Here is a 12,882-nt window from a genome sequence, read left to right as displayed (position 1 = left end):
AGAGCCCCCATGGTACAAGGGGGCTCGATGGATCAGCGCGAGATCAGGTTTCCTTGCGACGACGGCTTTTCGATGCGGGGCATCCTCACGCTCCCCACCCACCCGGAGCCTCGCCCTGGGCTCGTGCTCATCTACGAGGTGTTTGGCCTCAACGAGGAGATGAGGCGCGTCGCGCGGGAATTCGCCGAGGCGGGGTACGTCGTGCTCATCCCGGACCTCTTTCACCGCGGCCCGAAGGCCCTCTGCGTGGCGGGCGCCATTCGCTCGATCATCCGCCAGCGCGGCCGGCCGCTCGACGACCTCGAAGCGGCGAGGCGGTATCTCGTGTCGCGCCCCGAGGTCGACGCGGCGCGGCTCGGCGTGATCGGCTTTTGCATGGGCGGCGGCTTCGCGATCGTGCTCGCGATGCGCGGCCATTACAAGGTGGCTGCACCTTTTTATGGTGAGGTCCCCGAGGAGCTGCCGAGCGCGTGCCCGATGGTCGCGAGCTTCGGCGGGCGCGACGAGCCTCTGCGGGAGGCGCCCGCGCGCTTGCGGCGCAGCCTCGATCGGCTCGGCGTCGCCTCCGACGTGAAGGTCTACGAGGACGCCGGTCATTCGTTTTTCACGCGCACCGAGGGCTTCATCCTTCGGAAAATCGGGCCGCTCCTGCCGATGCACGCCGGCTACCACGAGCCCTCGGCGCTCGACGCGAAGGAGCGCGTGCTCTCGTTTTTCAAGGAACACCTCGATTGAGTGACGCAACGTAACGGGATTGAGATTCTTCCTGATTTTCTTGTGCGGAAAATCGCGGCTGGGTTTATGTTCGGCCCAAAGGAGCTTTACATGGACCCGAAGCTTCAGGTGGCTGGGATCGACATCGAGTGGAGAGAAGCCGAGGGGCTTTGCTTGTGGGCCGGGGCGCCGGTGATGACGGCCTGGATCGAGAGCACCATGGCGGGTCTGCTCGCGACGGTGCAGAAAATGGTGGGGGCCGAGCGGTTCGAGATCGCCATGCAGCAGGGGGGCCGCGACAGCATCGACGGGGATTGGCGCGTGATCGCCGGGGCGCCGACGTTCGAGGAGGGCTTCGCGAGGCTCGCCCGGGTGGCGGCGGCGGCGGGCTGGGGGCGCTGGGAGCTCGTCTCGGTCGACCGCGCCGCGCGTGAGGCCCGGGTGCGCGTTTACAACAACTGGGAATCGATCGCGCAGCGCGCGCTCGGGGTCTCGTGGGGCGCGTCCTTCATTGCGGGCAAGCTCGCGGCCTATTTCCAGCGCCATTTCGGGGTTCCGACCTGCTGGGCCGAGCAGACGGCCTTCGCGGCGGAGGGCGACGCTTGTGACGAATTCGTCGTGCGGCCTTCGGACAGGACGCTCGAAGAGCGGCTCGAGGCGCTCTTTCATTCGGATCAGGTGACGAAGGCGGACCTCGCGGTGGCGCTCGAGCGCGTGCGCAAGGAGGTCGAGGAGCGCGCGCGGACCGAGCGGGAGCTCCGGGACAAACTCGAGCTCATCGCGCGGCAGGAGGAGGCGATCCGGGCGCTCTCGACCCCGATCATCGAGGTCTGGGACGGCGTGCTCTCGCTCCCGCTCATCGGCGTGGTCGACAGCCGGCGCGCGGCCGAGATGATGGAGCGGCTGCTCGACGCGATCACGTACAAGGGCGCCGAGGTCGCGATCATCGATTTGACCGGCGTCGACACGATCGACGCGGAGACCGCGGACCACATCGGGAGGCTCGTGCGGGCGGCGGAGCTCGTCGGCGCGCGGTGCATCATCACGGGGATCCGCCCCGCCGTCGCGCAGACGATGGTCGAATTCGGGATCGATCTCACCAGGATTGTCACGTTGTCGACCCTGCGCGAGGCATTGCGTCGTTGCATGCGTTCGACCGATACAGTCCGACCGAAAAATCCTTGAGTCGCTCGCGACGAGCGTCATGCCACTGTCGCTCGATCCTGCGTGACACGTGTCCCTACGCCGGGGCTGGATCCAGTGATTTTGCTGGATCGATCGCGGCCGTCGCGATACGCTGACGGTTCTTCGCGAGGTACTCCGGAAGATGACCGACAAGTTCCGCATCGGGGGGGTGGATGTAGAGTGGAATGCCGAGGCGGGCTTGAACCTCTGGGCCGGCTCTCCCGCCGTGACGATGTGGACCGAGTCGTCCGTCGCGGGGCTTTTTTCCGGTTTTCACCGGATGGTCGGCACAGAGCGGTTCAAGCTGGCGCTCCACGGCGGCGGTCGTGACAGCACCGACGGAGATTGGGCCGTCATTACCTCGAGGCCCACGTTCGAGGAGGGCTTCGCGGCGATTGCGACGATCGCGGCGGCGGCGGGCTGGGGGCGCTGGGAGATCGTCTCGATCGACGCAAAAGCGAAGGAGGCGCGCGTCCGGGTCCACAATAGCTGGGAGTCCCTCGCGCAACGCGCCATCCAGGCCGATTGGGGCTCGGCGTACGTGGGCGGCAAGTTCGCCGGCATCTTCCAGCGCCATTTCGGCGTCTCGACCTGCTGGGCCGAGCAGACGTCCTTCGCCGCCCGGGGCGACGCCTTCGACGAGTTCGTCGTAAAACCCTCCGACAGGAGCCTCGAGGACCGGCTCGACGCGCTCATGCAATCGGATCAGGCCACGAAGGCCGACCTCGCGGTGGCGCTCGAGCGCGTCCGCAAGGAGGTCGAGGAGCGCGCCCTCGCCGAGCGCGAGCTGCGGGAGAAGCTCGAGCTCATCGCGCGGCAGGAGGAGGCGATCCGGGCGCTCTCGACCCCGATCATCGAGGTCTGGGACGGCGTGCTCTCGCTCCCGCTCTTCGGCGTGGTCGACAGCCAGCGCGCGGCCGAGATGATGGAGCGGCTGCTCGACGCGATCACGCAAAAAGCCGCGACGTACGCGATCATCGATCTCACGGGCGTCGAGATCGTGGACACCTCGACGGCCGATCACATCGGCAAGCTCGTGCGCGCAGCCGAGCTGCTCGGGGCGCGCTGCATCATCACGGGCATCCGGCCCGCGGTGGCGCAGACGATGGTGCAGATCGGGATCGATCTGACGAAGATCGTGACGCTCGCGACGCTGCGCGAGGCGCTGCGGCGCTGCATGCGTCCTGGCGAGATGGTCCGCAAATAAGGGCGTCGCCCGGGGGCCCTTCCTCCCGCATACTTCCCGCCGAGGAGGCCCCGCGATGACCACGTTCGACTTCGATCTGTTCACCATCGGCGCAGGCTCGGGCGGCGTGGCGGGGAGCCGTCGCTCGGCCTCGTACGGCGCGCGTGTCGCGATCTGCGAGGCGGGCCGCGTGGGCGGCACCTGCGTCCTGCGCGGCTGCGTGCCGAAGAAGCTGCTCGTCCACGGCGCGCACGTGGCCGAGGAGCTCGAGGACGCGCGTGGCTTCGGCTGGACCATCGGCGAGGCCAAGCTCGACTGGGCGAAGCTCATCGAGGCCAAGGACCGCGAGCTCGACCGGCTGAACGGCATCTACGTGCGCATGCTGCGCGACGCCGGCGTCACGATGATCGAAGGGTCCGCGCGGATCGTCGGGCCTCACACGGTCGAGGTCTCCGGCGAGCGGTACACGGCGCGGCACGTGCTCATCGCCACGGGCAGCCGAGCGGTGCGGCCGGACATCCCCGGCAAGGAGCTCGGGATCTCGTCGGACGAGGCGCTCGCGCTGCCGTACGTGCCGCGCCGCGCGCTCGTCGTGGGCGGGGGCTACATCGGCGTGGAGTTCGCGGGGATCTGGCGCGCCGCGGGCGCGAAGGTGACGCTCGTGGTCCGCGGCGACAACGTGCTGCGTGGCTTCGATCAGGACGTGCGCGAGTCGGTGGCCGAGGGCATGCAAAAGCGCGGCATCGAGATCCTGCGCGAGACGATCCTCCGGAGCGTGGCGCGGGAGGCGGACGGTTTGTCCGTTCGCCTCGCGGGTGGCGAGATCGTGGAGACGGACGTCGTGCTCTTCGCCACGGGGCGCGCGCCGAACACGGAGGGGCTCGGGCTCGAGGAGATCGGCGTCGCGCTCGACGAGGAGCGCGCGATCAAGGTCGATTCGTACTCGCGCACGAGCGTGCCGAGCATCTTCGCGGTCGGCGACGTGACCGACCGGATCAACCTGACGCCGGTGGCGATCGCGGAGGCGCGCGCGGTGGCGGAGACGCTCTTCCGAGATCGCCCGACCGAGATGGATCACGCGGACGTGCCGAGCGCGGTGTTCTCGCAGCCGCCGGTGGGGACGGTGGGCCTCTCGGAGCACGAGGCGCGGCGGCGTTACGGCAAGATCGACGTCTATCGCGCGCGTTTCCGGCCGATGAAGCACACGCTCTCGGGGCGGGACGAGCGCACGATGATGAAGCTCATCGTGGACCGGGCGACGCAGAAGGTGGTCGGCGCGCACATGGTCGGGGCGGACGCGCCCGAGATCATCCAGGGCGTGGCGATCGCGGTGAAATGCGGCGCGACGAAGGCGCAATTCGACGCGACCGTGGGCATTCACCCGACGGCCGCGGAGGAGTTCGTCACGATGCGCGACCCGGTCCCGGATCCGAGTTCGCTCTCGGGCGATTGAGGGGACTTCAGCGCGCGGCGAAAAAGGCCGCGGCCGCCACGGCCACGATCGCGATCAGCGCGAGCGTGTAATTCAAGGTGGTCGGCCCCTTCTTTGGGGCTGCCCTCTCGTCGGCGCGCGCCTTTTTCTTCTTCTTGCGCGCCGCGCTCGAATGCGCCTTTTCGGGCGCCTTCGCCGCGGCGGGCTCGGCGTCCGAGGTCTCTCCCGGTTTGTCCGGGGGGCGCGTCGAGACGGAAGGCGGCGGCGGGGTGATTTTCCTGGAGCGAACGGCCGCCTCCTCGACGGGCTCGCTCGAGATCGCGAGCGCGTCGAGCGCGTCGATCACCTCGCTCGCGTTCGGGAAACGCTCGTACGGGTCCTTTTCGAGCAGCTTGCCCACGAGCTCCTCGAGCTCGGCCGGGACCTTCACCTTCGGCGCGCGCTCGGAGAACCTCGGCGGCGCCGTCGTGCGGTGGTGCTGGAACATCTCCACCGGGTCCGTCGAGTCGAACGGGTGTTTGCCCGTCAGCATCTCGTACATCATCACGCCGAGCGCGTAGAGGTCCGCGCGCTCGTCGACCGCGTCCATGCCGTGCGCGGCCTCGGGCGCGAGGTAGTTGATCGTCCCGAAGATCACGCCGACGCCCGTGAGGCGCGAGGGCGGCCGGCCCTCCTTGGACACGGTGAGCGGGAGCTTGCCGACGGAGACCTTCGCGAAGCCGAAGTCGATGAGCTTGGGCGTGAAGCTCGCCTCGAGCATCACGTTCCGCGGCTTGAGGTCGCGGTGCACGATGCCGAGCTCGTGGGCGGCTTGCAGGCCGAGCAGGAGCTGCCGCGCCACGTGCACGACGAGGCGCGGCTTCATCGGGCCCTCCTTGATCACCTCGGCGAGGTTCTTGCCGTCGACGTACTCGAGGATCAGGAAGTACGAGCCGTCGTCGAGCTTCCCGAAGTCGGTCGCGTGGGCGATGTTCGGGTGGTCGATGTGCGCGCCGACGAGGGCCTCGCGCTCGAAGCGCGCCACGATCTCGGGGTTGTCGTCGCTCTCCGGGTGGAGGATCTTCACGGCGATGCGCTTGTGCATCAGCACGTGCTCGCCGAGGTAGACCGCGCCCATGCCGCCCATCGCCACGAGGTCGACGATGCGGTAGCGGTCCGAGATCACCCGGCCGATGAGGTCACGCGCGCGCTCGAGGGCCTGCTCGTGGGCCAGGGCGTTCTGCTCGTCGACGTCGACCTTCGGCTCGGCTTCGGTCTCGATCTCGATGGACTGCGCGCTCTCTTCGGTAGGCGACATGCGGGGCTAGCCGGGTAGGCGGAAGGTCTGTCGCACCCGATCGGCGCTCGGGCCTCTGCCGTTCATCATCACGCGGATGAGGTCGTTCCACAACGTGGGGATGTACGGAAAACGCTGGTTCGGATCGGCCGCGAGCGCGCGCTCGGCCCAGGCGTCGATCTCGGGCGCGAGGTCCGCGCGGAGCGGCGAGAGCCGGGGGCGCGGCGCGCGCTGGGTGGCCTCGGCGAGGTCCGCGGCGCTCTCGCCCTGGAACGGCGGACGGCCGGCGAGCGCGCGGAAGACGAGGGCCCCGAAGGCGTACACGTCCGCGCGATGATCGAGCGCGCCGTCGTGCCACGCCTCGGGCGCGACGTAACAAGCCGAGCCACGAAGCGTGTCCGAGGCCCGGAGCGCCTCGGCGCCGAGGACGGGGGCGACGCCGAAGTCGAGCAGGCGCACGCCGCCGCCGCGCTCGGGCGAGACGAGGAAGACGTTCGCCGGTTTGACGTCGCGGTGGAGGAGGCCCTGGGCGTGCGCCGTGTGCAGCGCCCGCGCGATCGGGTCGAGGAGCGTGAGCAGATTGTACGAGCTCAAACGATCGTCGAAGACCGCGAGGTCCTGGAGGTGCGCCTCGAGGCTCTCGCCTTCGACGAGCTCCGTCACGACGAACACGCCGCCCTCGGGGCTCGGCCCTGCGGCGTGCACGCGGAGGACGCTCGTGCCCCAGAGCGACGCGAGGGCCTGGGCCTCGCGCAGGAGGCGCGCCGCGGCCTCCGGGGCGCCCTGGATCGGCCCGCGCAGCAGCTTGACGGCGACCTCGGCGCCGGCCTCGAGGTCCGTCGCCTTGTACACGACGCCATGCGCCCCGCGGCCGAGCTCCTCCCCGAGCTTGTAGCGGCCGTCGAGCGTCTCCCCTTCCATAGGTTCCCCGAGGAGCAATCTACCCGTTCCCTCGCGCGGGAGGCATCTTTTTGCCCTGCGGACCGGTCCGGGTCGCTCGGTCGACGCGGTACGCTCTCTTTGCCCGGGGGCGGGGGGCGATGCTACGGGAAGGGCCGTGAAGAGCGCGGGCCCGGAGAACGCCGCGAAGGGCGCTGGCCTCGAGGAAGCCGTGGCGCGGTTCGTGCGCCACCTCGGCGAGGAGCGTCGGGCGTCGCCGCATACCGTGTCCGCCTACCGGCGCGACCTCGCCCAGCTCGTCGCGCACGTGCAGGAGAAGCGGGGGCGCATCCGGGGGCCGCGGGATCTCGACGTGTTCGTCCTGCGAGGGTTCTTGGGTCAGCTCGCCCGGACGCACGCGCCGCCCTCGATCGGCAGGAAGATCGCGGCGGTGCGGGCATTCTTGCGCTGGCTCGAGCGGCGCGGGGAGATCGAGAAGAACCCCGCGGCCGAGCTCGAGCTGCCGAAGGTGCGCAGGCCGCTGCCCACGTTCGTCAACGCGGACGCCGCGGCGGAGGTCGTGGAGGCGCCCGACGAGGCGACGGCGGAAGGGCTGCGGGATCGGGCGCTGCTCGAGGTGCTCTACGGCTCGGGCCTGCGCGTCTCGGAGCTCGTGGGGCTCGACCTCGGCGACGTGGAGTTCGAGGCGGACGGAGGGCGCGCGCGCGTGCTCGGCAAGGGGAGCAAGGAGCGGATCGTGCCGTTCGGCTCGCTCGCGCGTGGCGCGCTCACGCGCTGGCTCGCGCGGCGCGAGGAGCTGCGGCACCCGAAGACGGGCGCGCTCGACGAGCGAGCGCTCTTCGTGTCGAGGCTCGGCCGGCGCATCAGCGTGCGGCAAGTGCAGAACCTCGTGCATCGGTACGGCGCGCTCGGCGCGGGCCGCGCGGACCTGCACCCGCACGCGCTCCGGCACACGTTCGCCACGCACCTGCTCGACGGCGGCGCGGATCTGCGCGCGATCCAGAAGATGCTGGGGCACGCGAGCCTGTCGACGACACAAAGGTACACGCACGTGTCGATCGACCACCTGACGAAGGTGTACGACGCGGCGCACCCGCTCGCGAAGAGAAGCGCGCCTCGCGCTCGTAACAAGGGATGAAGACGCCGCTCTACCTTCGAGCCTGGGCGAGCCGGATCGCCCGCGGGGCGATGGGCGCCTCGATCGCGGGCCTCGCCGCCGCCGCGCTCGACGCGGCCTATACGCGGGGCGGCGAGGAGGAGCGGATCGACGCCGGCCGCGCGCTCGTGATCTTCGTGGCGGACGTGGGGCTCGTCGCGCCCGTCGCGCTCGTCGTGGGGCTCGTCGTGGCGACGGCGCTCGTCGTGCTCTTCCCGGAGTCGGCGCCGACGCCCGCGTCGGCCGTCGCGTCGCTCCGGGCGCGGGCGAAGGGCAGGCCCGCGGACGTGGCCGCGTTCGTGCCGCTCGCGATCGTGGCCGCGTTCTTGTGGATGACCCTCTCGGCGCAGCTCGCGCGGGCCCTGCTCGGGCTCGACGTCGCGGCGCCGCTCGCGGGGCTCGCCATCGCGACGGCCGCGCTCGTCGTCGGCCTGCTCGCGGCGCTGCTCTCGCTCGCGCTCACCCCGGCGCTCCGGCAAGCGCTGGCGACGGCGAGCGAGGGAAGGCCCGCGTTCGTGGATCCGGCGAAGACGGGCCTCGCGGCGCTCGTCGTCGTGGGGCTGCTCTTGGGCCTCGGCGTCGCGACGGGCGGGCCGAGCGGCGAGGGCGGGCTCCTCGGGATCTACGGCGTGCTCAAGCGCCCCGAGCTCGATCTCCGCGCCGTCGGGATGCTCTCGCTCGTCGCGCTCGCCGCGCTGCTCGCGTCCGCGCTCGCCTCGCCGCGCAGGACCGTCGCCGCGGCCCTGCTCGCGCTCGCGCCGGTCCTGCTCGTGCCGCGGACGGCGGTCTCGCTCGGGGGCGAGGGCGCGCCCGTGGCGCAGGCGATCGAGCGTGACGCGCCGCTCGGCAAGCTCTCGCTCGCGGCGATGCGCAAGCTCGCCGATCGGGATCGGGACGGCGCGAGCGCGCTCTTCGGCGGCGGCGATTGCCGCGAGGGAGACGCGTCGATCGGGCCGCTCGGCGTGGAGATCCCCGACAACGGCGTCGACGAGGACTGCTCGGGCTCGGACCTGCGGGCCGAGGTCCTCGCCGCGCTCGCGGCCCCCCAGGCCGCGCCCGCGACCGCCACGACGAGCGCCGCGATCCCGGACGATCTCAACGTCGTGCTCATCACGGTCGACACGCTGCGCGCCGACCTCGGCTACGCCGGCTACCCGCAGCCCGTCTCGCCGAACCTCGACAAACTCGCCGCCGAGAGCGCCGTCTTCCTCCGCGCCTACGCGCTCGCCTCGTACACGGGCAAGAGCGTCGGGCCGATGCTCCTCGGCAAGTACGGCAGCGAGACGCAGCGCAACTGGGGACATTTCAACAAGTTCGACGACGCCGAGACCTTCCTCGCCGAGCGCCTCTCGCGCGCCGGCGTCCGCACGATGGGCGTCCACGCGCACCGCTACTTCGGCGAGTTCGGCGGCCTCGACTCCGGCTTCGACGTGGTCGACATGTCCGCGGCGCCGCCCGAGAGCGCGAAGTGGGACGTGGCGGACATGAAGTCGAGCCACACGCTCACGGACGCGGCGCTCGCGCTTCTCCAGAAGCCCGAGAACACCTCGGGGCGCTTCTTCCTGTGGGTGCACTACCTCGACCCGCACGCCGACTACCTCCGCCACGACGACGTGCCGAGCTTCGGCGCCGGCGAGCGCGCGCTCTACGACGGCGAGATCGCGTTCACGGACAAACACATCGGCCGGCTCATCGACGGGATCCGCGCGGCGCCGTGGGGCAAGAAGACGGCCATCGTCGTCACGAGTGATCACGGCGAGGCCTTCGGCGAGCACAAGATGGTCCGCCACGGCTTCGAGCTCTGGGAGCCGCTCGTGCGTGTGCCGCTCCTCGTGCACGTCCCGGGCGCGAAGCCCGCGCGGATCGACGCGCGCCGCAGCACCATCGACGTCACGCCCACGGTGCTCGACCTCTTCCACATCGAGCGGCCGGAGCCCGGCGCCGAGGGCCCGGACTTCCTCTCGGGCACCTCGCTCCTGCCTGACGTCTTCTTGCCGGAGGGCCAGGCGCCGGCCGAGCGTGACGTCGTCATCGACATGCCGGCCGGCCCCTACAACGACGCGCGTCGGGCGCTCATCCACGGCGACCTCAAGCTGATCGTCTCGAACAACACGAAGTACGCGCTCTACGACCTCGGAGAGGACCCCGAGGAGCGCAAGGACCTCTGGCGTTCGCCAGACGCGCGCGCGCGCATCGAGGAGCGTTACGCGGCCCTGCGCGCGCGGCTCCGGGAGATCCGCGTGACGGGCCCGCGCAAATGACCCTCGGCGAACGTCCCCTTCCAGATCCGGCTGCGGATCAACTAGGATGAACCCCGTGCTTCCTCCCACAGCGGTCGTGTTCGATCTCGACGGTACGCTGCTCGACAGCCGCGGCGACATCGTGGCCGCGATCAACCACGCGCTCCTGACGACGGGCCGCAGCCCGCAGCCCGCGCAGGTGATCGTGCGCCTCGTCGGCGACGGCACGCGCGCGCTCTGCGCGAGGGCGGCGAAGATCCCGGAGGACGCGCCGGAGGTCGAGGAGCTCATCCGCCTCTTCCTCGACTACTACAAGGCGCACCCGCTCGATTTCACGCGCTGGGCGAAGGGCGCGCTCGAGGCGATCGAGGCGCTCTCGTCGATGGAGAACATGACGCTCGGCATCTGCACGAACAAGCACCGCTCGGCGACCGAGGTCGTGCTGCGGGCGCTCGGCATCGAGGATCGGTTCGGTGCGATCGTGGCGGGCGGAGACACGAAGGAGCCCAAGCCCCACGCGGCGCCGCTCCTGCTCGCGGCGAAGCAGCTCGGCGCGACGCCGGCGGCGGTCGTGATGGTGGGCGACGGGGTGCAGGACATCCTGTGTGCGCGCAGCGCCGGGACCTGGGCCGTGGGCGTGGAGAGCGGCTTCTCCACGGTCGAGGCGCTCGTGCACGCGGGCCCGGACGTGACCGTGCGGGACCTCTCGATGCTGCCGGGGATCGTGCAGCGTTGGCGCGAGCCGACGACGAAGATCAAGCTGCGCTAGCTCTTGCTCCCGGTCCTCCACCACGAAGATCGATTCATCGTCGTCGACAAGCCCTCCGGCCTCGCCGTGCACCCCGGCTGGTCCGGCGACGAGCGGACCGCGCTCCATGAGGTCCGCGACGCGATCGGCAGGAAGGTCTTTCCCGTCCACCGCCTCGACCGCGCCACGAGCGGCGTGCTCGTCTTCGCGCTCGATTCCGAGAGCGCCCGCGCCTTCTGCGAGATGTTCGAGCAGGGCCGGATCGAGAAACATTACCTCGCGCTCGTCCGCGGCGTCACGCCCGAGGCGGGCACGATCGAGCACCCGATCCCCCGCCGCGAGGGCGGGCCGCGCGTGCCGGCCTCGACGTCGTATCGGCGGGTCTGGCGCGGCGAACACCTCTCCCTCGTCGACGCCGAGCCACATTCGGGCCGGCTCCACCAGGTGCGGCGGCACATGAAGCACATCAGCCACCCGCTCCTCGGGGACGCGAATTATGGCAAAGGCGCGCTGAACCGTGACTATCGCGACCGCTTTGGCCTCGGGCGGCTCGCGCTGCACGCGCGCTCGCTCGGCTTCTTGCATCCGTGGGAGGGCCGGCCCGTCACGTTCGAGGCGGCGCTGCCGGAGGACCTCCGGGCGCCGTTCGAACGGATCGGCGTCGTCATTTGAGGATCGTCTGGCAGCCGAAGAGGACCTCGATCTTGCCCGTCTTGTTCGGCCCGACCATGAACTGCGCCTGGTCGCACGAGCTCTGGCAGAGGACGACCTTCTTCGGCGCCGCGGGGTCGTCGTAATACCAGCCGCCGCCGCCATTGCAGGCCGCCCCGCCGTCCACGCGGGGGAGGTACGTCGGCGTGTCGCCGTCCGAGAGGGCCACGTTCACGAGCTCCGGATCGATGTTCTCGCCTGAAGGCGGCGGGGGGATCGTGAGCTCGCACGAGAGCTTCGCCGTCTTGTCCACGGCCTGGGCCACCGCGTCGAAGAAGGGCTGCCACGCGGCGCTGCCGGTGCAGATCTTCTCGCGGACGCCGCTCGTCTTTTGCACGAGCGTCGTGTACGTCGGGCCCGAGCTCGAAGGCTCGCTGCCGTCGGGATACTGGCAGGCCGTGTCCGGGTTCGAGGTCGAGCCCCAGCCGTAGATGCCGCTGAACACGTAATCGGTGAAGAGCCCGTTCCAGCTCGGGTGGAGGAGCCCGGGCGGCAACGTGAGCGAGTTGAACGGGTTCTTCCCGCCCGGGAAAGACTCGAAATCGTTCGCCGACAGGCGCGCGTCGTCGTCCGAGACGATCACGATCGTCTTCGTCGCCTGGGGACGCAGCTCCTCTTTCCACGGCTCGCCGCCGCGCTCGTCGCCGAGCTGGTACCCCTCGGTCTGTCCGAGCGTGCCGAGGAGCTGCTCGAGCGGCTGCGTGCTCCGGATGTCCACGCTCGAATGGAAGAACCGCGGGCCATTGCCGCAATTGTCGTCGCCGGCGAGCGGCATCGGAATGCAGATCGGATACCTCGTGCTGCCGCTGACCTGGACCGGGCTCGTCTTGTTCCGCAAGGAGAGCATGACGACCTTGTAATCGAGGTTCTTCGCGGCGATCAGCGAGGCGAAGGCGTTGAGGCCTTTTTTGATCTCGGCGATCGCGGGCTGCATGCTCGATGAGTTGTCGACCACCCAGATGATGTCGACCGGCAGCTTCTCGACCGTCGCCTCGGAGACGGTCTTCGCGCACGCGGCGTCCTCCGAGAGAAACGCGTCGTTCGGCGCGTCCGCGTTCGTCCCCGCGTCGTCGCCCTGAAAGAGCCCGCCGCCGCCCTCGCCCGTCCCCGCGCCCGTCCCGCCGCTCCCGCCCCCTCCGGACGTGTCCCACGTGGGCGCGCCCCTCGGCGCGGCGCACGCGACGGCCAGGGTGGCGAGGGTCGAGGCGAGGAGCGAAAGCAAGACGTAAGGGCGCATGGTCGGACCTTACCACCGAAATCCGCCGCGGGCAGGCGGAGCCCGTGGCAAAATGGTGTCACGCGCCGGTGCGTACGGAGAGACGCACGCATTTGTC

At 70.4% G+C, this 12,882-nt stretch carries 11 protein-coding genes; 8 read left to right on the top strand and 3 right to left on the bottom strand.

Annotated features, from left to right (window positions below):
- The first annotated feature begins 9 nt into the window (after positions 1-9).
- The 4 genes from GF068_RS19435 (at position 10) to gor (ending at position 4,538) form a co-directional block, all read left to right on the top strand.
- On the top strand, positions 10-735 hold the full coding sequence (locus GF068_RS19435) for a dienelactone hydrolase family protein (RefSeq protein ID WP_153820902.1): 726 nt from the start codon (positions 10-12) through the stop codon (positions 733-735).
- 90 nt (positions 736-825) lie between these two features.
- Positions 826-1,899: an STAS domain-containing protein gene (locus GF068_RS19430; RefSeq protein WP_240807040.1), complete on the top strand. Its 1,074-nt coding sequence runs from the start codon at positions 826-828 to the stop codon at positions 1,897-1,899.
- 142 nt (positions 1,900-2,041) lie between these two features.
- A complete protein-coding gene (locus GF068_RS19425) occupies positions 2,042-3,106 on the top strand; it encodes an STAS domain-containing protein (RefSeq protein ID WP_153820901.1) in 1,065 nt (354 codons plus the stop codon).
- A gap of 55 nt (positions 3,107-3,161) precedes the next feature.
- The gene (gene gor / locus GF068_RS19420; RefSeq protein WP_153820900.1) at positions 3,162-4,538 is read left to right on the top strand and encodes a glutathione-disulfide reductase; all 1,377 of its coding nucleotides are present in this window, start codon (positions 3,162-3,164) and stop codon (positions 4,536-4,538) included.
- Positions 4,539-4,545: 7 nt separating this feature from the next.
- Here gor and GF068_RS19415 read toward each other — a convergent pair whose 3' ends face one another.
- Both GF068_RS19415 and GF068_RS19410 read right to left on the bottom strand, forming a co-directional pair.
- Positions 4,546-5,814, bottom strand: coding sequence for a serine/threonine protein kinase (locus GF068_RS19415; RefSeq protein WP_153820899.1), 1,269 nt, complete (start codon positions 5,812-5,814; stop codon positions 4,546-4,548).
- Between the two features lie 6 nt (positions 5,815-5,820).
- Positions 5,821-6,714, bottom strand: coding sequence for a serine/threonine-protein kinase (locus GF068_RS19410; RefSeq protein WP_153820898.1), 894 nt, complete (start codon positions 6,712-6,714; stop codon positions 5,821-5,823).
- A 136-nt stretch (positions 6,715-6,850) separates the two neighbouring features.
- On the opposite strand from GF068_RS19410, the gene GF068_RS19405 reads away from it, so the two are divergent.
- From GF068_RS19405 to GF068_RS19390, 4 genes are read left to right on the top strand one after another with little or no spacing between them, the layout of a single operon-like run.
- On the top strand, positions 6,851-7,831 hold the full coding sequence (locus GF068_RS19405; RefSeq protein WP_338046467.1) for a tyrosine recombinase XerC: 981 nt from the start codon (positions 6,851-6,853) through the stop codon (positions 7,829-7,831).
- Complete coding sequence (locus GF068_RS19400) at positions 7,828-10,110, top strand: sulfatase (protein ID WP_153820896.1); 2,283 nt, start codon at positions 7,828-7,830, stop codon at positions 10,108-10,110. Before GF068_RS19405 ends, GF068_RS19400 begins: the two co-directional genes overlap by 4 nt.
- Positions 10,111-10,165: 55 nt before the next feature.
- Positions 10,166-10,858, top strand: a complete 693-nt coding sequence (locus tag GF068_RS19395) for an HAD family hydrolase (protein WP_338046466.1) — start codon at positions 10,166-10,168, stop codon at positions 10,856-10,858.
- A 3-nt stretch (positions 10,859-10,861) separates the two neighbouring features.
- Positions 10,862-11,509 (top strand): RluA family pseudouridine synthase, encoded by a 648-nt coding sequence (locus GF068_RS19390; RefSeq protein WP_153820894.1) that lies wholly within the window; start codon positions 10,862-10,864, stop codon positions 11,507-11,509.
- On the opposite strand, the gene GF068_RS19385 is transcribed toward GF068_RS19390, so the two are convergent.
- Positions 11,502-12,785, bottom strand: coding sequence for a hypothetical protein (locus GF068_RS19385; protein ID WP_153820893.1), 1,284 nt, complete (start codon positions 12,783-12,785; stop codon positions 11,502-11,504). The genes GF068_RS19390 and GF068_RS19385 overlap by 8 nt on opposite strands.
- Positions 12,786-12,882 lie beyond the last annotated feature (97 nt).

It is taken from the genome of Polyangium spumosum (genome assembly GCF_009649845.1).
Lineage (GTDB): Bacteria > Myxococcota_A > Polyangia > Polyangiales > Polyangiaceae > Polyangium > Polyangium spumosum.
Note: the sequence above shows the minus strand (reverse complement) of the source record. Positions and strands in the feature narration are given on the sequence as shown.